This is a genomic window from Candidatus Aenigmatarchaeota archaeon (assembly GCA_016932615.1).
In the GTDB taxonomy this organism is placed as follows: Archaea; Aenigmatarchaeota; Aenigmatarchaeia; order QMZS01; family QMZS01; genus JAFGCN01.
In genome coordinates, this window is sequence record JAFGCN010000024.1 from 1 (window position 1) to 23,423 (window position 23,423).

The following is a 23,423-nucleotide window of genomic DNA, read 5'->3' on the forward strand; positions in this document are numbered from 1 at the left end:
CCTCATCCTGACCTGTAATAATTGCAACCACGGCATAACCCTTGAGCCAAACAAGGTCACTGATTTGGGGTACGGAAAGGATTACAAAGACGTGGAGATAATTTACGCCATTTAGTAACTGCTGTCTCCAGTAAATAATTAATTCAAATGACGGATTATTATGGAAAAACTCTCGAAAGGAGACCGAACCAAAATTTTGCTTCAATTACATCAAGCCACACTAGAGGCAGAGTTGAAGGGCATGGGCTATTATATCTGGCTTGTGGAACGATTCATGACTTCAATCTTTGCAGTCACACTGGCAGTGGCTGGTGCTGCACTGTACACCCAGCAATACCTTCTGTTCGCCTCAATACCCCTTTTCATCTTTCTAGGGCATACCGCTCACCGGCTTTTGATGTGGCATATTTTCGGCATATGCGAAAGAGGTCTCCTAATTGCCCGTGCTTTGGGGCGACCTGATTCAAAACTGAACAAGTGTCTGAGGGCATACTACTATTACATAACTCCCGACTTTGATAGAAGCCACTTCAAAAAATCTGAAAGCATCGTAGAGGAACTTATCATCTATTCATTATATGCCAGTTTTGCCCTACTCGCACTGGCTAGCCTACCAGTAACCTACAAATACCTGTCAATCCACTTAGGCCTCATCTATGCGCTTCTTCTCTTTTTATCCATTTCTGTTGAAAGAATCATAAGGAAAGACAAAGCAAGACGGAGGCAAAAGGCGGCAGAAGACCTAAAGATTTAGTGAAGGACCCGCACTATGAAATCCGTCGTAGTTGGTTGGGTTGAGGGGGAAATCATCAAAAGCCCCCACTGGAATCCTGGAAGCTGGGTACCTGAAAAGCAGCGGCTTGCCATATTGGACCATATGGAAACTTTCGGCTCCTGGGCTTACCCTAGCTCCTTTGAGGCAGTAAATGACCCTTTGCTATGGATGCAAAATGGGGGGAAAGAGCTTGAGGTGTATGGAACCTGGAAGGAATTTTGTGTTGCAGACGTAAGTGCCAATGCTGTGGGTGGGGGCTATACCGTCTATGTGCCTGAAAACCTCAGCGTATGCTATCCCGGAAAACCACTGCCTTTGCTTCCACGGCAGGTGGAGTCCAAGCTTGGCATCTATTACCCAGACATGAAAAGCACGCTTGAGGTGGAATTCTATGGCGACGCCTGGGTTTTCCGGCTTGTGCCGCCAGACTAACCACTTCATCTGGTTTAAACAAACCTAGGACTCGCCCTTACTGGCTAGAAACTATTCTAAAGCCACACTATTATGGCAGACAATAATGCAAATACCATCGTACTCGAAACATGGGGTGAATTTATCCCTGCCTTGAGAAGCGAACTGAAGAGAAGAAATTACCCTCATAGAAACGTCATTATCCGGCATTACGATGTTTCAAGAACAGGCGTTGCAAAGAAAACCGGAACCGACAGGGACAATAACTCCCAGCTCTGGAACTTCCCTCAGGACATAGACCACAGATGGTCCAATGCTTCAATAGACCCTTCTCAGGTAACTTATGCGCGAACCCTGGACTTGTCCCTGGACCCACCAAGGGCAATTCCTCTTGGCAGAAGTATGGTGGAAGGAATGGATGACCTCGAGTATGTGAGCCACCTCAGTTCAGATGAAGGAATTCTAATTTATAATCCTGGGGGACTTAATCGGGTTTCAGAGAACGAGTACCATTTCAAAGGCCATCCAAACGATTACCTTATGTCCATATTTCTTGTCAAAAGCCAAAGGAGAAGCACGCCGAGGTGAACTTATGGAACTCACAATCTATTCCCTTAAATCTCAGCCCTGGTCGGTGCTTGTCCCTGACTACGCCGCCGGGACAGCAGAGAATCTGCTTCAGGCCGCCGAAAAAGATTTAAATTCCCTAAGAGGCGAAACTTGCCTTGGAAGCTTACCCTGCCTTGGCACCGGGGAAATCTCCAACGGGCTTACCGCTATTGGCAACCACAAACTCTCTCCTGCGGATTACAAGATAGTTTACGACAGAACTTTTCTCCTGATTTGTGAGGATTTCTGTTCTCGCTACAAAGGCCGAGAAGAAATGGAAATGCGGCGATTTAGCGAGTCCCTGCGAGAGCAGATAGATGAGCTTCCTAAATGCACTTTGTAAAAGTCTTGCCTCGAAAATACACTGAAACAGACTCGCCGGGGGTTTCCTTCACAAAGAACCCCTTTTTACCAAGTTCTTTCTCCAAATCAATTCCCTCTGCCTTCAGTTCAGGACCTTTCAAGACATCGTAAACATCAAAAACATGGTTCAATAAGTCCTTGGTGGGTGTCAACCGGCAAGTTCCATTTAAATAGGACGGTATGCCTCTTACAGCCATTTTTGGATCAACGACCAACAGCTTTTCAAAACCGGAAGGTGAATTCAAAGGCATGCCCAGATAAAAGGACCCCCAATACCTCTGCTCTTCGGGAGAATAACCCTCCCTCTGAAGGCGTTCCTTCAGCTTAGCCATGCCAGTCAATCCTGCCTCTACCATAGGTTAATTACTTGAAAGTTATTTATATACCGCCGCTTCCTGGAGTCTGTGCAGAGTTAAATAAGCGGTAAAAGCCCCCACCCGGTATATATACTCGCCCGCTTCTATGATTATGGCAAATATGTCCGCTAACTGCAACTTTGTTGGGCTCAAAATTCCGGTTCAGATTCTTAGGGAGAATGACGACTTTATCGCCTATACTCCCGCCTTTGACATATCGACCTCAGGAAAGAGCTACGAGGAGGCCAAAAAGCGCTTTAGCGAACTGGTTGAGATATTCCTGGAGGAAACCACTGAGGCAGGGACCCTTGAGACCGCCTTGGAGGAGCTTGGGTGGAAGTGCGTGCAGAAAAAGTGGATGCCGCCGGTTGTAGTCGCCCAGGAAATGCAGGAGATAAAAATGCCTGCGTAGAAGATGATAAAGCCAATAAGCTGGAAGAAGTTTGACAAATTCTTAAAATATGTCGGCTGCACTTTGAAGTGTGAAAAGGGCGACCACATGATTTATTGGAGAGATGGCCTCAACAGGCCGATAGTAATCCCCAAAGTCGAGGACATTCCGACATTTGTGGTAAGAAATAACCTCCGAACCCTTGGCATCCCCAAGGAGGAGTACCTGGAGATTTTGGAGAGGGTTTAAAAATGGAAGAAGAATTCGTAACCCGGTACGTCTTGAGGGACGGAAAGCTCGTGCCCTTCAAAGTCAGCAAAAAGGAAGCTTTCAGGGATGTTGCGTATATTTTGAGGAGAGATAAGAAATTTTTGGAGGCGATGAAGAATTTGTAAACTTGGATTTTCTCTTTTTTGAGATGTGGGTGAGTTAGCTCGATAGCCCCCCACCCCAACTTAGAATGGAGGTTTATGTAACGTACCTTCGATAATTATTTATCCTATTATAGTGATAAACATTATGAAATCCATAGTTGTTGGCTGGGCACCCGGAGAACTTCTGCCAGATTCCAGAGGCAAATCAAAAGTTCCTGAAAATTATAGGAGCGCTATCCTCGGCAGGGCTTACCAAATGGGTTCCGCCCGAAAAGAAACAGCCACGACTGCCTTAGAAGTGATTGATAATTGGGCGCTTGTGCCGGGAACAGAAATCGAGGTTTACGGAGTCTGGGGAGATTTGTGCGTATCAATCCTTGTCGCCCACTGTCTTGACAGAGGACTGAAAGTATATGTTCCTAAAGGATGCACTGCCAACTATCCTAGGATAAAAGGCAGCCTTAACAGTTTCGTAAAGGATTCTGCCAACTCCCTTGGCATATGCTATGAAACCTGGCCTTGGAGGGAATATCGGATATTTGAGCCGGTTTTATAGGTTTCTTGCAAATTGCAATCCATCTGGGGGTCTGCTGAAGAGAGGTGCTTCGCGCACGAGGAAAGCGATTGAGACTTGGGTTTTCCGGGGGGTGTTGCTGGGTTTAATTGCTAAGGTTGAGAATTTTTACTAAAAGCTAAAGACGCAAGTCAATGTTCTCTTCTACAAATTTAATTCCCTTAGGCGATAGCAAGATTTCCTTTGAATCTCCATCATACTCGAGCAACCTTTCTTTATGGAGCGGTAAAACTATCCTATTCCGAAATAGAGTTGAATTTGAATATTCTACCCATGCAAGGAGGTCTTTTTCCAATACTGGCTTTGGATATTCAGAGTATAATAGCGCAAGTACCTGCTGATTGTATGTTAGCCCACAATTCAGCACTCTTCTTTTTGCTCCATTCTTCCATATGAGGGAGTATTCCTTAGCAACTATACCTTCCACAAGGTCTTGAGCTTCCTGAAGTGTGAGTTGATGGAATATCCTAACTAGGTCCGCAAGAATCCATTTTGAAACCTGGACGACAAGCGCGGAATCCATATGGTTGGGGTTGATTTCTCCGCCCATATGCCCAACGCCTCGCTTGTTCCTTAAGTCATAAAGAGCACACATCAGTTTTGGAATATGAAACCTTATTGTATCTGGAAAAGCCGACAAGCTTTCGAATTTTCTAGTTGAAACTCCAAAATCACGGATACTCTTACCGAAAGGTGTGTATGTCTGGGGAGAACTTGTATGCCACTCAAGTAGCCTATATACAGTTTCGCAGAACTTTGCTCCATTCAGTTCCGAAGGTTCAAACCGCCCTTCATGAAAGTTTCGTATAATCTGGTTGTAAGTAGTTTCAAGATTTGATGTTAAATCAGGAGGCAGGGTTGAGAATAGGGAAGAGAAGGTTATCTGAGAGCGGCTAACCCCGCCAGTGCCACTCATTTTTCATCACCTGTTTTTAATTCCAGTAACGCCTTACACTTAAGGAGATTATAGTTGGGGACTATATAGAGCCCCCTTTTGACTTTAATAACTATCCCTTTTAGCTCCACACCTAGATAATGCCTTACATTTTCTGGAGCAATGCAAGTCTTTTCGGATATCTCCTTGGGTCTGCACTCTTCCTTAAGACCTTCCCCCAGATTTTTTATAACCGCCACCTTTCGTGCTAAAAGGTAGAGTGTGATTTTCTTGCGATCACTTTGAGTTTGATAATGCTCTTCAAACAGAACTTCTCCCACCCTGTTAATTCTCACATAGCTTTTCAGGAGTTCTGCCAATAGATCAATGTCTGCTGTTGCCTCACTATCCACTATCAGGTCATCAAGCGCATCAGTCATGTTTCTCCACCTTTTTGAAATTATTCTCAACGACCCTTTCTCCAGTAGTGGTCAAGGTCCAGCACTTGCGTTCTTCCTTTTTACCTTTACCCTCCATGATACATCCTGCCCGGATATTCTTGTTTATCTTATCGTTTATATTCCCGGGAACGGGTTCTTTTGCTTGTCGAAAACCCGTTTCAATATCATTTAGATTAAAGCAGTCCGTACCTTGGTGCTTTTCCAAGTAATACCCTATGGCCAGTGTTTTCTGGACATCATTTTTAGGAGATTTGGACAATAAGAACTCCTTAACTGACAAGACCTTCTCTGCAGAGAAGGGCTTGTTTTCAAACTTCCGTTCAAGCTCAGTTATGCGCCGACCGTATTCCTCCAATATCCTCTCGACTTCCTCTTCCATATATTCACCGCTTTACATAACGTCCCTTTCCTCTCGACCCAATACGAGCCAACTTACGTCCCTTAACCGCTCTTTTAAGAGGGTCGGTTAGGCTCTGTAAGGGATAGATATATCCCCCTTGACCTAACTTCTCTTTAATGTCCGTTATAGAGCGTGGCTCATTGAAATAACCTTCCTGTTTAAGATCCTCTATGCGAGTAGTTATTGAAGGTTTTCTTTTCGCCAGCTTTTTCACAGACTCAGTCAAGAGCAAACCCTCTAGTTTCATAGTAACTCTCTCTAAGGCAATCAGCCGCTTTTCGATTGACTCCCTCCAGTTCCTTTCATTCGTTTGTTCCATACTTCTGAATAAGTTCCTTCAGTTTCCTTTCGATTTGATTTGCCTTGATAACATGCCCCATTCGTTTTCCATCGCTTAGCGGTTCCGACTCTATCACTCCTTCTTCTCTCAGCATCTTTGTCCAAGGTAAAACACTCCCCTGAGGAAGGCCCATCTCAGTACAAAGTTCTTCGTTTGAAACTGCTGCGGATTCGCGCAAGCCCGCCCTTTTGCTATATTGCGCCCCAATTAAATAGGTCATTATCTTCTCTTTTCCAGATAATCTATCCTTTTCTTTAACGTCAACAAGCCCCTTCATGGTAATTCCAACAAGTCTTTTGGCCATATCATACCCCCTCTCTAACGCATCTTCATGAGTAGTTATCATCTCAGCCTTAATTTTTTCAGCAAGCTTATCTTCAACCCCTTCCATAATTATAACATTTATATATAAATACTTTCTGTGCCTCTTACTGTGAGAAAACAAGTAGAGCTAACTGTCTAATACCAGAAATCGCTTGACCAACCGCATATCGCGAACTGACCCTAATCAAATCAAGCATAAAGAGCATAATCCGAACGATATAAATAACCCAGTAAAGCTCTAACGTTAGAATTATTAGTGTCTAGAAAGCTGTATGGCCTTTTAGAGTATTGCAAGGAGACTAACCCCAAAAGGTATCTATATACAGCAATTATTATGTATATACTAAATAGCGACACTGTCATATAATGCATTAAATATAAAATTAGAACTATTCTATACTCGAAAAATATCATATAATCATAATAATATCATAAAGATACTTTCTGTGCCTCTTACTGTGAGAAAACAAGTAGAGCTAACTGTCTAATACCAGAAACGGCTATTTTTTGGCTTAATGGGGATATTATGTTTGCGGAGGTAAAACTTCTTGTTTTTCCCAAATACTTTTCACAAATCTCAACAAAATTCTTACTTCTTCCTAGCCCCCTTCCACTCCTCAAAGAGCTTCTCTGACTCCTCGAAAACCTTGTCCTCAGGGCAGCCCAGAACGTCAGCGCACTCCTTCAGGGCGGCTTCCATCCTCCCTGCGTACCTCCTGGCGGCGGCTCCTGCCACGAACTCGATTCTTGTAATGGCGTCCTGGATTTTTTTCACGCCTGTGATTATGATAAGCTCGGCTTCACGGGTGTTTTTCAGGTGCAGCCCTCCGCAGGCTTCAGCGTCCCAGTCGTCAATCTTGTCAGCGCCGCCCTCCTTTAGCTGGCCGATTCTTATGGTGCGGATTTCCTTTCCGGGAACCGCTCCGCCCTGGTAAATCTCAAAGCCGTACTTCTGCTCGGCGTCAGTCCTGCACATGCACTTCCCGATGACGTCAAGCCCGTCGTGGATGCACTGGTTTGCGAGCCGTTCGATTTCCTCGACTTCCTCGTCGGTGACCTTCTTGTAGTGGTAGATGTCCAGGTGCGCCTTTTCGACGGTCTTCTCGGCTCCTGCCTGCTGCGCGTGCGCGCCTAGTACCCTCCTGCACGCCCCGTTTATTATGTGCGCGCCCGTGTGGTGCTGCGTCAATTGAAGGCGCCTTGCCTTGTCGACCTTCATCTCCACGGGCGTTCCCTCTTTAAGGCCGCACTTTCCGGGATGGTCCGGGCAGGTAGCCATATCAAAGACGCCTATGTCAATCTTATGCAGGACGATGTTTCCCTGCTTTATTACCTCCAAAACCTTGTGCTTGTTCAAAAGCCCCAGGTCGCAGTCCTGCCCCCCGCTTCTTGGGTAAAAGACAGTCCTGTCCAAAACCACATAGTCGCCGATAACACGCAGGACCTTTGCAACGCCCTTCGTTTCCCCCTCATAGTAGCGCTTCTCGGTGTCGGGAAGCCCCTTAGTGTCGAAAACCTCGCCTGAAGCCGCTCTCTCCTTTTTCTTCTCACGAGCGGCATAAAAATCAGCAGGAATCTCAACTTCCGGCTTTATGTCCTTGATTATTTCAGGGGTTATCCCATTGGATTCGTAAAGCCGCCTAAGCGTTTCCAGGTCGAACTTCTCCGTCTTTTTCACAATCTGGATTCCCTGGGCAATCATCTCCTTGTACTTTTTCTCTTCCTCGAGAATAATGTCAGCAATAAGCTTGAAGTCCGCTTTTTTTAGCTCAGGGAAAATCTTCCAGTTGGAGTGGATTTTCATTAGCTCCACCAGGTCGACCTTTTCGCCCGTTTTCCTCAAAATCGAAAAGCACTGCCTCAGAATCTTCCTCAGGTTGTACCCGCCGCCGGTGTTTGAAGGAAGCGCCCCGTCAAAAAGGGCAATAAAGAGTGTCCTCGTGTGGTCAGCCAAAATCACTTTTTCCTTAAATGAGAGCTTTGTGTTTTCAAGGTACTTAAGCGCCTCGGGAAAGACCACCTCGTAACTTGTCTTAGTCCCGTTCAGTACCCATGGAAACCTTTCAAGCCCAGCGCCCATGTCGATTACCTTGGTCTCAAGCTCGACAAGCTTCTTTTCTCCAGTCTCATCCTGCAAAACCTTGTACTGCATGTAGACCTGGTTTGCTAGCTCTATCCCGCCGACAAAGAACTCGATTGACGGCCCGGCGTTGCCTCCGCCCTCCCAGGCGTCCTCGTGCAGGAATATGTTCTCCTCCGGGATTCCCATCCCCTCGGTAAACAGCTCGAAAAGGTAACCCAATGCCTCGTCCTTGAAGTAAATGAAGTTTCCGGGGCGGTTGAAGACATGCTGGCCGACCATTATAAAGCCGGAGTAGTGCCTCCCCGTGACCCCCACGTTTTCAAGGTCATTGAAGCGCAGGCAGAACTGCGGCACAAGAAGAGGATTTGCAGGCGGCTCGACCTCACCTGAAACGCAGTATGGCTGGAAATCATAAATTGACGCCTCGACAAAGGTAACATCGTCCCTCCAGCGGGCAAGAACCGGGTACCGCTTGATGGGGGTGTGGCCGAATTTCCTAAAGACCGATACAAAGGTCTTCCAGCACTCGTCATAATTAAGCTTCTTTCCCATGGGCTTTCCCAGAAACCCGTAGGCGGGAAGCCCAAGCTTCACCCTGCACTCGTCATCGTCGCAGTAGTCCCTTGGAAACTTGCTCCAGAAAAATCTGCCGCAGACACGGCACTGCCTCCTGCCAAAGCCGATTTTCTCAAGCGTCTTTGAGGGGTATTCTTCTTTAGGAAATGTGAGCTTCATAAGATTAAATAGAATTTTAAGCTTTTTGAGCTGCTTGGACACCCGGATTATTAGATAACCGTTCTGCCCCAGTTACCTCCTGATAAGCCCTTTTCGCCAGGCCCTCTGAGGTATTTAGCGCCTGCGCCCATCCTTCTTTACCCTCGACATCTCGCCCAATCTTTCGGGAAAGCGCAGGAGAGATTCTGTGAATGTAAACCAAAGCAGGCCATACTGAAAGTTCCGAAAGGGCAATGGTCCGAGTCAGTTCCTTTTTGCAGGTTATGTCGCCTGTTGTTTCGTTAAAGGCAAAAATAGGGTCCGTTTCTTTGGCCTCACAGGCATCCGTCAGTAGCAATTCCGGCTTTCCGAGCATTTTCTTAAAGTTCAGAAGGCCTACATCATAATACCTTGGTATGCTGGCCACCTCAAGGAGCAGGGGCTCATCGGTCCCAAGCTCTTCTTGGAAATATCGCGGAATCCTGCTAAACGAACCCCTAATATTCTCTCCTTCAAAGTTTATCTCAGACCCCTTTCTTAGAAGGTAGAAGTTATCCGGGGCGAAAAGGTCAGTGCATAAATCACCCACAAGAAATGGTTCCTGAACCACATCTGGGTATACTGACTTAAGCGGATTTTGTGCCAGCCTGAATTTGGCGGGAAGCTCTACCCCGTAGGGCAGCGCAAAAATGGGGAGATATTCAGAATTCAGCAGGGACCCACCATCTTCCCTCTCCTCAATAAGGGCTTTAAGCGCAAAATGCGCGGGAGTGTCCTTCCCATATCCTTTTTTTCCAAGTATTGCCTTTACCTGAGTATTTCTATAGCCCTTTTCAAAAGCATCCGAAGTCATAACTAATCTGAACTTCAACCCCTAATATCATTTCAGCTAAAGCGATACGAAAAGAGTTTTACCGCCGTACGGGTGTCGCGTTTGTCAGCCGCTTTACTCCATCCGTAGTAACCAAAAAATCATTCTCAAGCCGCCAGCCGCCGACTCCTGGAACGTGGATTCCGGGCTCGATTGTAAAAGCCATTCCGGGCGCAAGTTTTGTTTCGCTCCAGCCCTTGGGAATTTTAAGCGGTTTAGGCGAAATTACGGGGGCATCGTGAGTCTCAAGCCCGATTCCGTGGCCGATAAGGTACTCCAGATTGAAGCCCTCCCCTTTTATGAAGTTTTCGGCGGTCTGGTGGAGCTTCCAGGCGGGCACTCCAACACTTGCGGCTTTTACTGACAAATCATACGCCTTTTCGACCGTCCGGGCGATTTTCTCCTCTCTTAAGCTAAGCCGCCCTATTGAGAAGGGAACTGTGATGTCCGAGCAGTACCCGGAAACCCTTGCGCCAAAGTCCGCAAGCCCCAGGCCCCGCCCAAGCTTCCTGCCTGAAAAGCTGGGGGAAGGGTGAATAAGTGAGCTTCTCCTGCCGGAGGTGACAATGGTAGGAAAAGCGATTTCATCAGCCCCAAGGCGGCGCATCTCGTTTTCGATTCCTAGAGCAATCTCCCTCTCGGTCTGGTTGGGGGAAAGTGTTTCGGCAAGGCACTTTGCGCCCCGGTCTGCGAGCCGGCACGCTTTTTTTATCAGCTCTATTTCCTGTGGCTCTTTTACTGCCCGGATTTTCGAGCATATGCCTGAAATCTCCTTTAATCTTCTCCCAGAAAGAAGCTTCGAAGCAGAATAAGACAGGTTCCTGCCGCTGACTCCAACCGGCCTTCCCTTAGGCAAAGCGTCCTTAATCAATTTGTCCAATGCGCTGATCCGGTCAAGGTTTACAATTTCGCTTACATTTGCCTCCTTTTGCGCCTGCTCGTACTCCAGGGCAGAAACCGCAAGCAGGGATTTTTTGGGAGTTATAATCAGGAATGCAAATGAGGAATTCCTCTGGAGATTAAGCCCGCTAAAGTAGCTGACATTTGGGTCAAAAAGTGCCTCGGTGCACATAAAGGCCGCCGAGCCGATACCTTGTTTTTCAAGTTGGGTTCGTAGCTCTCTTTGCTTTTTTGCGGCGATCGCTTTCATTCGGACACCTTAGGTGAAGAAATCACTTTCAGGATAAGCTCCCGGTCTCTTGGCTTGTTGTCAAAGTCAATGAAGACAATCTGCTGCCACTTTCCAAGAACCGGCCTGCCATCCTCAATCGGGACAGTGAAGCTCGGCTTTACAAGGGCGCTTCTGACATGCGAAAATCCGTTGCCGTCACCCCACTTCCTGTTGTGAGCATAGTCGTCGTTCATCGGGGCAAGCACTTCAAGGGCCCGAAGAAGGTCTGAAACAACTCCCCCCTCATATTCTATTGTCGTCAAGGCGCCAGTCGAGCCGGCAAGGAATATCAGGCAAAGCCCATCCTTAACACCAGCTTCCTTTACGCACTTTTTCACTTCGTCGGTTATGTCAACTATATCGTTGAAGCCCTTCGTAGAAAACCGTATCCTTCCCTTTGGACAAATCTCTATTCTCATAATAACTACATCTTTATTAGTAGGTTAGGGGGAGTTTGTGCCTAAATCCACTCTTAATGCTAAAAGATAACTTATGGGTAATTAATATGAACTCTTCTTTTGACTGGAAGGGATACGCGGACAGGTTTTCGAAGGCCTTAGAGGAGATTCCAGACTTTCCCCGGACATTCATACGCCTCGACATGGAAGGGCTTAAAACCCCAAAAGTAACGTACAAGGCAAGTGGAATGCCAGAGATTGTAGCAGTAGGCATGATTCACCTCGGCTCTCCCGAATACTACCAAAAAGTCCAGGAGATTATCAACTCAATGGATCGGGGCTACTATGAAGGGCCTAAAGAAGATGAAGATGCCCCGAAAGAAGAGAAGGAAGACGAAAAAGCAGAGCCGATTCTCAGTATAGACCAACTGTACACATACATTGCCAAATATGCGGGCCTTCAGAAACAGAAAGGCGCGCTGGAGTATGGAGAAACCTGGAATATTTCGGACCTAACCTCTTCAGAAATTGGAGAGAACGTTTCCGGGGCTTTCGTGTCCATCATAGAAGATTCTGCCCGAAAGCTTGATGAAATGGGCGATTTCCACCGGTGGCGCCCGGGGGAAGCCGCAAGATATGTGCGCGATGTTTTCATGTCCAGTCTAGACGGCCCTGAAGAAAAAATTAATTTTGACAAGCAGACTGAAGAAACGCTCATGTCCAGCAGAAACGCAATGCTCTACAAGGACCTTGAAGAAGAAATCGAAACCAACAAGGAAGGCAAAATCGGGATAGTCTACGGCTCAAGCCACCTTGTAGGGCTCGACAGGTTCCTGCTCGAAAAGGGCTATTCCAGAGAGCCGACAGAATGGATTCTTGCAATCGAGTGGCTAAGAGAGCCCTCCTACTGGAAAGCAAAAGCCGCATACCTGGCCTGGAAGGCAAAAAATACGCTGAAGAAAATTGCATGCGCCTAAACCCCCGGACTAAACTTTTGAGTAGCCACCAACAGCTTCACAAATATTCAGAATCTCAGTGTTGTAGGAGGCCACATCAAGGTTCATCAGGTATTCCTCCGAGCAGCAGCCGTTTGACCGAAAGCCATATCCGCTCACTTTTTCACCGGGCTTAAGGTCATTTGCGATGCAAAGCACAGACCCCTGGGCAGCGCCGGGAAGGCCAAGCGCTTTCCACCCAACTCCAGGCACATATATCTCAAGGCCGCTGGCCCCGCCATCACTCCGGCAAAAAACAAATGCGTCAATTGTTGTGTTCCCGGTGTTCACAAGAGTGTACTTGCTCACATCTCCGGAAAAGCTTTCTGCCTCATAGAACAGTATTTCGCCATGCACTATCCTCTCTGCCTCTCCTCCTCCGATAAACATGCCTGTAAGGGGCGTGTAGCCAGAAAGCAAAACTGCCGCCAGGCCAATAGCCACCAGAAGAAGCAAAAATACTGCAAGCTTATTTCCCATAAGATTGTCAAGCCGCCCCATAATTTAGTTCAGCCGATAAGTATACAATTTCACTTTTCAGCGTCCTTTTTCTCGCCTTCTCCCTTCATAATCTCATCCCTTACCGCCCGGACTTTCTTTATGCCGGATTCCTGGGGCGACTGGCGGCGGTTTTCCGTGCGTTTTTTGGATATCAATAACACTAGGGCAATTACTACCAAAACAAGCAAAAATTCGATGCCGGAAGCCATTTCAGAAACTTTTGCCTCAGCGTCTTTTGCAAAAGCCACTGCATACCCTGTCAGCCCAATCCCTGTGCCTTCAGACTCGCCAGAATTCTGTGAAGAAGCTGTGGCGCTTTCCTCTTCCACGCCCCTAATGTTTGCAAGAAGGGACTTCTTTGCCTTGGCCTCACCATCTGCCACGAACTCGATGCTGTACTGGCTTTTGTAATCGCCTGCCAAATTTTTAGGGGTAACCCTCAATACAAAATTTCTCTCCTCACCGATACCAAGCTCTTCTATCGACTGTGGGCTTAAAAGCCAATCCTCAAAAGGAGAGTTCTCAACGTAAAGCGTAATGGCCTTAAGCGGCGCCTGCCCGGTGTTCCTGACCGAGCCCTGCACCTCAGAAGAGCGGTTTATGTCCATGTCCACGTAATTTGGAAGCGAAATCGTCAGCTCTTTTTTCTGGGCTGCCTTGTAAGGCCAAAATACGGTATTTGCATACAGGTATCCCTTCTCAGCCCTTATCTCTGCTGTATATGAGCCCTCCTCTCCCGGAGCTGAAAAAGCCATGGAAAAGCTTCCATCTCCACCAGTAACAGCTGTTAGCTCGCCCTGCCCTTTTGTCTTGAGGTAGACCGTGGCGTCTGAAACCCCATTGCCGTCACCGTCAACCACTTTGCCGCTCACGCTGATTCCCTCGCCAAGGAAATATTCTGTCCTGAGCCCTTCCTGCATCTCAAGACGGATGGACTTCCTCTCGCCGATTGCAAATGCGGCCCTGAAAAACGGGTCAACATTGAAGCTTGCAACGTAATTGTCGGTGTGTATGTTTCTTACCGGCTCCCAGGCAGACTTGCATGACCTGTCCGGGAAATTCCAGTCAAGGCACTGATAGATCTCCAGAAGGCCCTTGTCGATTCCGTAATCATCATAGGGCAGCACAACCTCCGCATTCCTGAAGCCAAAGCCAAACTCAAAAGCAATGATTTTTTTTGAGCCGAATTCTGCGCCATCAAAGGAATCATACTTTATCGGGCTCTGGCTGTACCTGCAAACCTCTGCCTCCGTAAGCTCTGCCTGGCGATAGAGTATGCTGCTCCTGTCTGAAAGCATCAGTTCAAGGTCATGCCAGCCAGGGATAATTCTGGCGTAATATTCGCCATTTCTTCCGGTCTGTATAACCTCCTCCGAGCCAATGCTAATTTCCGCACTGACGGGCTGCCCCTGTGAATTCACAAGCTGGCCTTCAAGGGCAACAACATACCAGACCGGCAGTTCCTGGCTGCAGACCTCAGAGAGGTTCTCGTACGTTGCGCTTACCTCTAAGATATATGGCTCAGAAGAAGGTTCCTTGAATGGAAGCGCAACCTCCAGAATCCAGAGATTATTCTCAGCGAGCCGAAAGCTCTTGATTTGCCTTTCCTCTCCATCGAGATTTGCGCTGAACTTTATGTTAGTGGATTCGACCGCCCTGCCGCCCATCAGCAGTGTCCTTACGGTAATGTTAAGCGTAGTGGCCCCGGTAAGCTCATATGGCTCTTCAGGAGGAATTATCTCCAAAGTCAGGGGATGAACAACCTCATAAGAGCTGTCTGAATAGTCCTCCGCAGTCTGATTCTGGTAAATTGCAACCAGCCGAAGGGGAATGGTTTTTCCAAGGTCCGGCCTTTCGGGAAGGTCTGCGCTTATCGACCAGTATGAGCCGGAATTTTTCGGTGGCAGGACTTTTGGGTATGCCATTACATCGCTTCCAATATAGGCCTCAAAGCTTGCGCCGGACATAATCTTGCCTGCGTCTTTTCCATCCTTCCTGACGTCAGCCCAGAATGTTATGTTGTCGGAAGGGTAAAGCGTAAGCGCAGGGTTCTGGCCTGGAATATCAATTTTTACAATAGTGGCTGTCAGGCGGCTCACCCAGAAGGTTCTTGGCTGGGAAGAAACCGTGCCATTCTGCTCGCAGGAGGCAACAAGGGAATACTGGCCTTCGGAGATTCCGGTAAGCGTCTTTGAGATATGAATGCTTTCGCCCTTTATGAATTCCGAGTCGGAAATGAGAAGCTGGTAGCCGCCGGGCCCGCTTATGTTTGCGTATGCCTTTACCGCAGTCGAATTTTCGGAAGCGTTAAGGCAGAGAAATGAGACCTCCAGCTCGGAATTGTCGCCGGAAAGCCATATCTCAGGGCTTACTTCAAGCCCGGAGACTTCAAGCGAGAAAACGGGAAGGGGCAGGATAAGGGCAAAAACAAGGCAAGCCAGGCAATTAAGGGCAATAGCAGCAGCAGACGTGAAGCAGGAGTTCCTGTGGTCCTTACGGGAAATTTCTGAAGCCATAATTATCATAGTCTGAGCTTTTCGAGCGCCCTTCTGAGGGCAAGAAACCTTGGAGGCACGTAATTTTTCCTGAGCATTTTCGCGGCAATCGCCTTGAACTGTATGGAGGAGGGTGAGTGCCTGCTGAGCGCGAGCACGGGAGTTCTCCTGTGAAGAGACTTCCTGATTGCAGGGTCCTCGGGGATTATACCTATCACCGGAGCATCCGCCATCAGCTCAATCTCTCCAATCGGCATTTCGTGGCAGTCGCCTTTATGCCGGTTAAGCACCACCCCCAGCACCTGCTTGTTCTTTTTCTTTCCGATCTGCACAATCTTGGAGGCATTCGTTACCGAAGGAAGGTCAGGAGTGGAAACAACTATAATCTCGTCGCAGGCATCGAGCACACTTAGCGCCTCATAATCAATTCCGGGAGGCGAATCCAACAAGACCATGCCCTTAAGCTTCTGGACATGGTCTTTAAGAGCAGAAGTGTCCGCAGAAATGGAGCCAAGCGATATCGAGGAAGGTATTATCATTATCCCTGCTGAGGTGACATAAGTCGCCTTTTCGATTGTCGACTTCTCATTGAGGACATCCTGGAGGGTATTATTGTAGGAGAACGTGCCAAGGTGAAAGCCAAGGTTCGAGGCGGTGGTGTCAGCGTCAACGACTGTGACCTTTCCTCCAAATTCGCCAATTGCCAGCCCCAGGTTTATGGCAAGAGTGGTCTTCCCAACGCCTCCCTTTCCTGAAACAATTCCAATAACCCTTCTTGGGGATTCCTCACTGTCCTTGCTCGAAATAATATTTATCTGGTTATCAATAGTGTATTCTCCTCTCTTCGGTATTAGGCCTAACACCATAATATAGTATCAAATTACCATATAAATCCAAATGTCCCCTAATCCGGGTTTTAAGGGCCTAACTCCCACCTGGGCCGGTTAAGGCCACCTCGAGCCAGACATTTGCGCGATTTTGGCAGGGTTCACCTTTGTGGCCCTTTTTTGGCAGGCGGGTTTTCCTCGCCCTGGCGCAAGGTCTTTTTGAATATGAAAAAGTACACCATGCAGATTTCAAGAAGCACGAGAAGCAGGAGCAGGGAAAGCAGGACAAACATATTGAGCCGCTCTATGCCTGGAAGCTTCTCTTTAAGCCCATCTTTAAGCCCCTTGCCCCTTTCAAGAGCCGCCTTGCACTCGTCAACTTCGCCAGAGTCATAGTACATCAAAGCCCAGTCAAGCTGCTTCTTTGCGACCTTAAAAGTCTGGGTCACGTTGTGAACCTGGTAGATATAAAACATCCTGCCCAGCACTTCTTCTATGGAAACCAGGCCGTCTCCGAGCTCCTTTATGCCTGCCCTTATCGAAACATAGTCTATGCCTCTTGCAACAATCTGCACCGTCGAATTTCCCTGAAGGTATGCCGAATAGACCGTAAGGTTATGCGTGCCTTCGGCCAGATTGGCGGGAGGCCTTATTACTTCCATTGTTTCCAGAGTTTCAAGATTTTCTGTATAGTTAAGCTCAGGTATGAATATTTCGACGCTTTGAAGTGTATCGTTGCACACGTTGACGAGAGTAAGGTTTATCTGTGTGGGCTCGTCCGACTGGAGATTGGCAATGTGCGGCTCTACCCTTACGCAGTCAGTCGAATTTATTCCCGAGTACGGCCGTATGATGGTAAATTGCTTTGTCCAGTTCCAGGCGCCGTCATAAGCCCTTATGGTAACAACCGTCCTTTCATTCAGGACGCCAGATATTTCCACGGGAACAACTCTCTGCTTTTGCGGCTCAAGTGCGCCGATGACCCGGTTGTATGAAAAGTTTGCGGGGCCGTTGGATCTGATTTCAAGCATTAACAGGTTCATGGCTGCCTCACCGTCATTTATAAGAGTGACATTTACATAGCTTACCGGCTTTGAATGCAAAACGACTGGCGGCACCTCAATTCTCAGAGACTTCCTTTTGGGAAGTGCCATTGCGCCTCCGCTCGGAGGGGCTTTTCCGGCAGGAGCTGTGGAGGGGGGTACAATTACGCTCTTTTCAGGCACGAGAAAAGCGACAGTTGCCGTCGCTGAAGGAATGATTGAGCCAGTGGCGGTCTCGTTATAGCTTGAGTTTATAGCGGGCTTCCCTGCGAGGGACTCGACTCGAAATAGAAGCCGGTAATTGCCTGCGGGGGCGCTTGCGGAATCGATTGAAACCATAAAGCTGGCGGTCTGGTTTGAAGGGCCCAATTCCATTTGAGAAGGGCTAAACGAGACAAACGGCTGGAGGGACTCCGTAAGGACAGCGAAAGTGACGTTGTGGGGGTATGGCTCAAGGTTTCTTATGGTAAAATTCTGGCTCGCTCCGGCAAGGGATACTGTGCCCAGGTTTGCATCCGCCGGGTAAACTCCAACCGACAGCACGGGGGAGGTAAGAGCAAGGAGAAAAACAAGAAAAAGAATGCCTCTCATGCTAGTTCCCCGGGGCTACATACGCCCCTGGTGATGTGCATGGATTTGAAGTTGCGCTGTTATAAGCGGTAATCCTCAGCCGCGAAATAAAGCCGCCCCCCGCATGTCCTGAAATACGAAAGTCAATTCCCGTAACCTTTCCCCCAACCGGAATGTTGTCTGCAAGGCAAAGCTCCAGAAGGTCTTTTTCCAGGTCCAGGTCTGAATCGCTTCCGTCGGGAATGTTTTTCCACCCAACGCCAGGGATATAGACCTGAAACGCTCCGTTGTCCCTATCGACATCTATAACTTCAATGCCGTTGCTGAAGTCCTCAGCAGAGATAAGCACATCTGCGTACGTGCTTCCCCGGTTCTCAAGCGTGAATAGTTGGGTCTGCCCATCAAAGCTGTCGAATCCCCCGGCAGGCCCATCGTAAGTCCCGTTATAGCTGGGAGTCTCATTTGTAAAGTTCAGGAAGAACTCAAAGACATTATCTGAAGGGTTCTCCTCATACATCGAAACCTCGACCTGGTCTATGATGCCAACATCGGTTGGGGTGAAAAAATCGCCGGTTATGTGAAGCTGGGTTTCGCCTGGCGAGGAAGATAAGACAAACACCAGTGCCAGTGAAACCCCTAGCGCAGCAAGCGCTAAATTTTTCTCTTCCATACCTGCTTTCTTGGGTCCTTTTTCGACTCCCTCAAGTAAATAACCACGAGCAGCGCTGCAAGCACCAGTAGAATGAGTGGCTTCCTGCCTTCGACAAAGCCCGTGACAATCCCGGTAAACCTCCCGGTAAGGGCTTCAAGGGTTCCCTCCCCGGTAAGAAAATCTGCAGAGTTGGAAACAGCGTCCAGGCTCGTCCACAATATCTTGGTCTGGTTTTCTCCAGCCGACTCAAGAACCGCCTCTATCTTAATGTTTCCGCCTGAAGAAGGCACCCAGTCCAGGTCCAGCACCTGGCTGCCAAATGGCTCAATGTTACCGCTCCTCTGGAGCGCGTCAATCTTTGTGCCGTTCCCTGAGAAAAGGTTTAGCCAAAGCCGGAACTCTCCAGAAGTGCCATTAAGGTTTTCTATGCCCACATATACAATCAGCCGCCTATCTTCAGTTATCTTTGAGTAGAGGTTTGTAATTCTTACCTCCCCGCTATTGTTTAAGAGAGGGTGTACATTTTTCGCAAGGTCAGCCGATTCACTGCCGCTCTGGGTGGTGCCAGTCCCGCCAATGCTTATGGTGCCAGCAGTTCCTGAAGTTGCCCCTCCGGAACCTGGCTTGCCCGACGGCTTGGACTCCCCAGTGGAGGATGAAGAGCTTCCAATGACGAAATTTTTGGAAACTGCGGAGCTTGTTTTGCCGGAATATTCAAGTTTCGCCGATGCTTTGTATGTTGCGCCTTCGAGCTTTGAAACCGGATAGCTGAGCGTAACTGCTTTTTGCCCGCCCGGCTCCAGAAGGTACTGAGTCTTCCCGCGGACAGTTTCCCTGAGCTGGGTGGAAGAGCCATAGTACTTGCTGATGTCAACAGTTGGAAAAATGCCTGCCCGGACATTCCCGGTGTTCTCGCAGTAAAGCGTAAAAACCACGTTTTCAGAGCCCACGTTGACTACAAGGTCCCGAAGCGCCACACTTTCCATAACTTCCCCTCTCAAGGAAAAAGAAACCTCGATTACCGGGGAAGAAACCATCTGCACTCCAGACCCCTTGGGAGTGGACTCGGCGACAATCGTCAAAGTGTGGCTTCCCGGGCTTAGAGTCCCTTCTATTGGGACATTAATTGTCACGTTTACTGTTTTTGTCTCATTTGGCTGGAGAGTGAATTTTATAGGGTCCGTTCCCATATAGCCCTTCAGGTATTCTGAGCGGGGGGTCACCTTAAGCTCTATTTCCTGCGGCGAAGTTTCCTGGCTTTTTATTGTTACCGGCGCGCTGTAGCTTGTGGAAAACTCCAGCATTCCAAGGTTGCGGGGCTGGGAAATCTCCAGGGCAAAAGCTGCCGAGGGGATTATCAGAACAAGCAGGATTGCAATTATGCCCCTCCAAAATGCGCTTTCTCTCATATTCTAGGGTGTAAAATAGCTCCCAACAGAGCAGCCGGATACCTCCTGGTAGCCCATGAAGCTTACAATAGCCCCGTAGCTTCCCGTGGCAACCCCTTTTGGCGCCCTTACCCTGAAGTCAATATTTGTCAGGTTCTCGCCAACCGGAAGGCCGCATGCAATTGCAAGGCCATATGAAGTGCCGTCCCTCGTCTTGCTTGGAACATTCATCCAGCCAGAGCCGTTGTAAATCTGCACATTGTTGGCACCATTTTCGCCTGTTGCCGGCTCTCCAAGGCACAGGGAATCATCCCCGTCATCAGTCGCGTCTGTTCCGGAGCAGATGTAATACGTGGAGTGGTAGTCTCCATTGGCATAGACCAGCACGTCAACTGTTGCCGTGCCGTTGTTTTTCAGCGTGAAGTTGGAATTGCTTCCATCCTCAGTGTCATTGCCTTTCTCTGAGTTGCACGAGCCGTCAGCACCGGCATAGCAGTAGTACTGGAAGTCCAGAGGTATGTATGAAACTGTCCATGCCTTGTCTGACTGGTTATTTGTCTCAAATATCGAGATGCTTGTTGTCAGAAGACCTGGGGGATTTATGTCCCGCGACATCATGAAGAGCTTTTCTTTCGTGTATATGTAGATTGCCGTGTTATCTATTATAACCGTGTCTGTGGTGTTAGCCGCTTCGTATTCCTCAGAGCCATAACAGGACACATTCCAGTCAAATGTCCCGTTCGTGCTAAAGCTCCTGTTGTACTCATAAAGAGAGCTAGTGGCGTTAAAGCCCATCTCAACGGACTCTGTCCATCCGCCGGAAACGTTGAAGGTAATATTGCAGTAAACTCCGGCTCCGCTTATGGCGTCACCACTAGTAAGGTTAGTGTAGTTTGCGTAGAAAGTGACAAGCTCTTTCTTGTATTTTGTCTGGCTCCCTCCTTCGGCATCAGTCTCGTCCCAGATTGAAAGGTTCGAGTTTGAAGTTGCAGAGTAGTTGGAAAAGCCCGTGACGTTGAATTTCAAGCTGTTTCCTATATACGAGATAAACTCACAATCAGAGCAAACTGAGCCGTCTTTGAGGACTGACGGCGTTTTAAGGTAAGGAAGGTTGTAAAGAGTCACATTTGCCTTCTTGTTGAGTCTTGGCTCTTCAGTTGAGTTGACATATATATATCCGTCACCAATAGCGATCAGTTCGTCCAGGTCAACCCCTCCGCTAAGGTTTACCGGCTGGAGATAGGCGATTTTCCCATAGCCCGATCTTTCAAGCATCAACCCCGAAATAGAGTGGGTCTGCTTGCCAGAAAGGTCGGTAGTCACACCATCAAAGCTTGTTGCAAGGATTACATCAAAGTACCTCATTTCAGAAACATTTGAAAGCTCTCCTTCGTCAGTGCAGTTAACTGTCCAGTTGTACCTTCCAACAGTTAGGCCAGTTAATGTGAAGTTCTGTGACAGGTTTCTTGTAACCGAGGAATTAGTCTGGTTTTCCTCTCCGTTTACGAATAGCTTGCAGCTTGTGATTGCGCTGTCGTCTGAAACATTGTACTTGAGATAGACTGTTCCGTCCGAGTCTCCGGAGTTGTTTGTTGGGGTTTCAAGGTGAATTGAGGGGACGGTCGTGTCTTCTTCAGTGGTGTTTAGCTCAAAGGTCTCGCTAGAGTTTTCGTCCATCACATTTCCGGCCAAATCTTCCGCCACAGTCACATTGATTGTGTAGTTTCCGTCTCCGGTCTCGTTTGTGAAGTTGTACCACCCAACCCATCTTGTGGAGTTAAACCAGCCGAGGGTTGTAAGTGTGTAAATTGAGGAGTTCTGGATTTTGACTGTCGGGTTAATCGTCTGGTTCATCGCTTCGGAGAAGTCTAAGGTGAAAGTTACGTTTCCTGCGGCTACGGGGGAGGTATCATTGAGAGTAAGGAGGACTAATGTTGGGGCGGTCGTGTCAATCGTGATATCGTACTGCGCCGACATGTTCGTAGTGCTTCCGTTCGTGCAGTTGACCCACCAAAGGTAACTTCCATCCCCAGTTTCCGAGGCAATAATTGTGGTTTCAGTGTTGTTTGCCACCGAGTTGTTTGTGCCCTTTTCTGCCGAGTCGTAGTAGAGAGTACAGGAATAAGTGTCGTTAGTTCCGGTTACGTTGAACGTGTGGGTTGTGGTGTTATCGGTTGTGTTGGTGTCGTTTGTTGGCGCCATGAGGTTTACTGTGAAATATGTTCCTCCCGATTCCCCGCCTTCACCAACATAAAGGTATCTCGGGCTGCTTTCTGCGTAGTCGGTTGTGTAGGCACTGTTTGATGCCAAGTCGTTTGCCCATCCATAGTAGGTGTAAGTGCCGTCAGCCAAATTTGTAAGGTTGGAGTAGAAGCGATACTGGGTCGAGTTGTACTTCTGGAACTCAGTCTGGTAGTGAAGCCATATCTCGTCGGAGGTTAGGGAGCGGTTGTAGATTCTGAGTTCATCCAGCAAACCCCTGAATTGTTCCTCTCCAGACGAACAATATCCTCCTACCCGACTCCCATAACTTCTACCCAAAAGGAGGTTTCGTCCACTCTCTGGAATTGATGAAGTAGCATAAATGCTATTTTCCAGAACCCCATTTAGATACATCCTAAGCTCAGAGGAATTGTAAGTCACTGCAAAATGATTCCATTCCGAATCCCAAGCATCCGTAGCAGAGGATAGGGTCTTATTGCCGGGAGCAGCAAATCTGGCGGTGTAATTGGCGGAGTTTCCGCCAGCTGTTGTGAAAAGCCCTCCCGCATATAAGTCGCCCTCATATACCGCAAGATAAACCGCCCCATTGTTCAATCCAGAGCCCAAGGCCGACCAATCGCTTCCGTTCCATTTGGCGATGTTTGCAGCAGGAGATCCTCCGGCAGTGGTGAAAAAACCACCAACATACAAATTGCCATTATTGACCGCCAACGAGTCCACCTCATCATTCAATCCAGAGCCCAAGGCCGACCAATCGCTTCCGTTCCATTTGGCGATGTTTGCAGCAGGAGATCCTCCGGCAGTGGTGAAGTTTCCGCCGGCAATCAACTCACCATTATAGACACCAAGTGTAAAAACATTGCTGTTTACTCCAGAACCTAAAGTTGACCAGTCGCTTCCGTTCCATTTGGCGATATAATTCGCAGAACCTCCCCCTGCAGTTGTGAAACGCCCGCCAACATACAGATCCTCCCTATAGACAGTAAGTGCATACACTTTTTCGTTTACTCCAGAACCTAATGCTGACCAGCTAGTTCCGTTCCATTTGGCTATACCCGCAACCTCAATCTCCCCCGCAGTCGTGAAATTTCCGCCAGCAATCAACTCACCCTCATACACTCCCAAGGTATATACCCATTTGTTGGTCTCCTCTCCTAAAGCTGACCAGTCGCTTCCGTTCCATTTGGCTATATAATTTGCAGAACCTCCCCCTGCAGTCTCAAAGTTACCTCCCGCATAA

25 protein-coding genes are annotated in these 23,423 nt (G+C 48.1%); 9 read left to right on the forward strand and 16 right to left on the reverse strand.

Annotated elements, in window-relative coordinates; translation table 11 throughout:
* Positions 1-160 precede the first annotated feature (160 nt).
* The 4 genes from JW727_05505 to JW727_05520 all read left to right on the forward strand — a co-directional run bounded on the left by JW727_05505 (position 161) and on the right by JW727_05520 (position 2,138).
* The gene (locus JW727_05505) at positions 161-754 is read left to right on the forward strand and encodes a hypothetical protein (GenBank protein MBN2095479.1); all 594 of its coding nucleotides are present in this window, start codon (positions 161-163) and stop codon (positions 752-754) included.
* Between the two features lie 15 nt (positions 755-769).
* On the forward strand, positions 770-1,207 hold the full coding sequence (locus JW727_05510) for a hypothetical protein (GenBank protein MBN2095480.1): 438 nt from the start codon (positions 770-772) through the stop codon (positions 1,205-1,207).
* Positions 1,208-1,279: 72 nt separating this feature from the next.
* Positions 1,280-1,774, forward strand: a complete 495-nt coding sequence (locus JW727_05515) for a hypothetical protein (GenBank protein ID MBN2095481.1) — start codon at positions 1,280-1,282, stop codon at positions 1,772-1,774.
* Positions 1,775-1,778: 4 nt separating this feature from the next.
* Positions 1,779-2,138: a hypothetical protein gene (locus JW727_05520; protein ID MBN2095482.1), complete on the forward strand. Its 360-nt coding sequence runs from the start codon at positions 1,779-1,781 to the stop codon at positions 2,136-2,138.
* Here the strand turns inward: JW727_05520 and JW727_05525 are convergent.
* Positions 2,122-2,514 (reverse strand): hypothetical protein, encoded by a 393-nt coding sequence (locus JW727_05525; GenBank protein ID MBN2095483.1) that lies wholly within the window; start codon positions 2,512-2,514, stop codon positions 2,122-2,124. The genes JW727_05520 and JW727_05525 overlap by 17 nt on opposite strands.
* A 112-nt stretch (positions 2,515-2,626) precedes the next feature.
* Here JW727_05525 and JW727_05530 point away from each other — a divergent pair, with 112 nt between their 5' ends.
* From JW727_05530 to JW727_05545, 4 genes are all read left to right on the forward strand, one after another.
* Positions 2,627-2,926: a hypothetical protein gene (locus tag JW727_05530; GenBank protein ID MBN2095484.1), complete on the forward strand. Its 300-nt coding sequence runs from the start codon at positions 2,627-2,629 to the stop codon at positions 2,924-2,926.
* Between the two features lie 3 nt (positions 2,927-2,929).
* A complete protein-coding gene (locus JW727_05535; GenBank protein MBN2095485.1) occupies positions 2,930-3,154 on the forward strand; it encodes a type II toxin-antitoxin system HicA family toxin in 225 nt (74 codons plus the stop codon).
* 2 nt (positions 3,155-3,156) lie between these two features.
* Positions 3,157-3,300, forward strand: a complete 144-nt coding sequence (locus JW727_05540) for a hypothetical protein (GenBank protein ID MBN2095486.1) — start codon at positions 3,157-3,159, stop codon at positions 3,298-3,300.
* Positions 3,301-3,424: 124 nt separating this feature from the next.
* Complete coding sequence (locus JW727_05545; GenBank protein ID MBN2095487.1) at positions 3,425-3,835, forward strand: hypothetical protein; 411 nt, start codon at positions 3,425-3,427, stop codon at positions 3,833-3,835.
* A 136-nt stretch (positions 3,836-3,971) separates the two neighbouring features.
* Here JW727_05545 and JW727_05550 read toward each other — a convergent pair whose 3' ends face one another.
* From JW727_05550 to JW727_05585, 8 genes are all read right to left on the reverse strand, one after another.
* On the reverse strand, positions 3,972-4,769 hold the full coding sequence (locus tag JW727_05550; protein ID MBN2095488.1) for a hypothetical protein: 798 nt from the start codon (positions 4,767-4,769) through the stop codon (positions 3,972-3,974).
* Positions 4,766-5,167, reverse strand: coding sequence for a hypothetical protein (locus tag JW727_05555; GenBank protein ID MBN2095489.1), 402 nt, complete (start codon positions 5,165-5,167; stop codon positions 4,766-4,768). Before JW727_05555 ends, JW727_05550 begins: the two co-directional genes overlap by 4 nt.
* Positions 5,160-5,567 carry a hypothetical protein gene (locus JW727_05560; GenBank protein ID MBN2095490.1) on the reverse strand — a complete coding sequence of 136 codons (408 nt, stop codon included), beginning with the start codon at positions 5,565-5,567 and terminating at the stop codon, positions 5,160-5,162. The genes JW727_05555 and JW727_05560 overlap by 8 nt, the downstream gene beginning before the upstream one ends.
* A 323-nt stretch (positions 5,568-5,890) precedes the next feature.
* Positions 5,891-6,319 (reverse strand): hypothetical protein, encoded by a 429-nt coding sequence (locus tag JW727_05565; protein ID MBN2095491.1) that lies wholly within the window; start codon positions 6,317-6,319, stop codon positions 5,891-5,893.
* A gap of 522 nt (positions 6,320-6,841) precedes the next feature.
* On the reverse strand, positions 6,842-9,070 hold the full coding sequence (locus JW727_05570) for an alanine--tRNA ligase (GenBank protein ID MBN2095492.1): 2,229 nt from the start codon (positions 9,068-9,070) through the stop codon (positions 6,842-6,844).
* A 16-nt stretch (positions 9,071-9,086) separates the two neighbouring features.
* Positions 9,087-9,902 (reverse strand): hypothetical protein, encoded by an 816-nt coding sequence (locus JW727_05575; protein ID MBN2095493.1) that lies wholly within the window; start codon positions 9,900-9,902, stop codon positions 9,087-9,089.
* A gap of 58 nt (positions 9,903-9,960) precedes the next feature.
* The gene (locus JW727_05580) at positions 9,961-11,070 is read right to left on the reverse strand and encodes an aminopeptidase P family protein (GenBank protein ID MBN2095494.1); all 1,110 of its coding nucleotides are present in this window, start codon (positions 11,068-11,070) and stop codon (positions 9,961-9,963) included.
* Positions 11,067-11,510, reverse strand: coding sequence for a YjbQ family protein (locus JW727_05585; GenBank protein ID MBN2095495.1), 444 nt, complete (start codon positions 11,508-11,510; stop codon positions 11,067-11,069). Before JW727_05585 ends, JW727_05580 begins: the two co-directional genes overlap by 4 nt.
* Positions 11,511-11,596: 86 nt before the next feature.
* Between JW727_05585 and JW727_05590 the strand changes: the two genes are divergently transcribed.
* On the forward strand, positions 11,597-12,466 hold the full coding sequence (locus JW727_05590; GenBank protein ID MBN2095496.1) for a hypothetical protein: 870 nt from the start codon (positions 11,597-11,599) through the stop codon (positions 12,464-12,466).
* Between the two features lie 9 nt (positions 12,467-12,475).
* Here the strand turns inward: JW727_05590 and JW727_05595 are convergent, their stop codons facing one another.
* The 7 genes from JW727_05595 to JW727_05625 all read right to left on the reverse strand — a co-directional run.
* Positions 12,476-12,985, reverse strand: coding sequence for a hypothetical protein (locus tag JW727_05595; GenBank protein MBN2095497.1), 510 nt, complete (start codon positions 12,983-12,985; stop codon positions 12,476-12,478).
* Between the two features lie 29 nt (positions 12,986-13,014).
* Positions 13,015-15,501 carry a carboxypeptidase regulatory-like domain-containing protein gene (locus JW727_05600; protein MBN2095498.1) on the reverse strand — a complete coding sequence of 829 codons (2,487 nt, stop codon included), beginning with the start codon at positions 15,499-15,501 and terminating at the stop codon, positions 13,015-13,017.
* Positions 15,502-15,506: 5 nt separating this feature from the next.
* Positions 15,507-16,346 carry a cell division ATPase MinD gene (minD, locus tag JW727_05605; protein ID MBN2095499.1) on the reverse strand — a complete coding sequence of 280 codons (840 nt, stop codon included), beginning with the start codon at positions 16,344-16,346 and terminating at the stop codon, positions 15,507-15,509.
* 122 nt (positions 16,347-16,468) lie between these two features.
* Positions 16,469-17,941, reverse strand: coding sequence for a hypothetical protein (locus tag JW727_05610; GenBank protein MBN2095500.1), 1,473 nt, complete (start codon positions 17,939-17,941; stop codon positions 16,469-16,471).
* A gap of 1 nt (position 17,942) precedes the next feature.
* Entirely contained in the window at positions 17,943-18,590 is a 648-nt protein-coding gene (locus tag JW727_05615) for a hypothetical protein (GenBank protein MBN2095501.1), read from the reverse strand.
* On the reverse strand, positions 18,572-19,981 hold the full coding sequence (locus JW727_05620; protein MBN2095502.1) for a hypothetical protein: 1,410 nt from the start codon (positions 19,979-19,981) through the stop codon (positions 18,572-18,574). Before JW727_05620 ends, JW727_05615 begins: the two co-directional genes overlap by 19 nt.
* 3 nt (positions 19,982-19,984) lie before the next feature.
* On the reverse strand, positions 19,985-23,423 hold a 3,439-nt coding region (locus JW727_05625), incomplete at its 5' end, for a hypothetical protein (GenBank protein ID MBN2095503.1).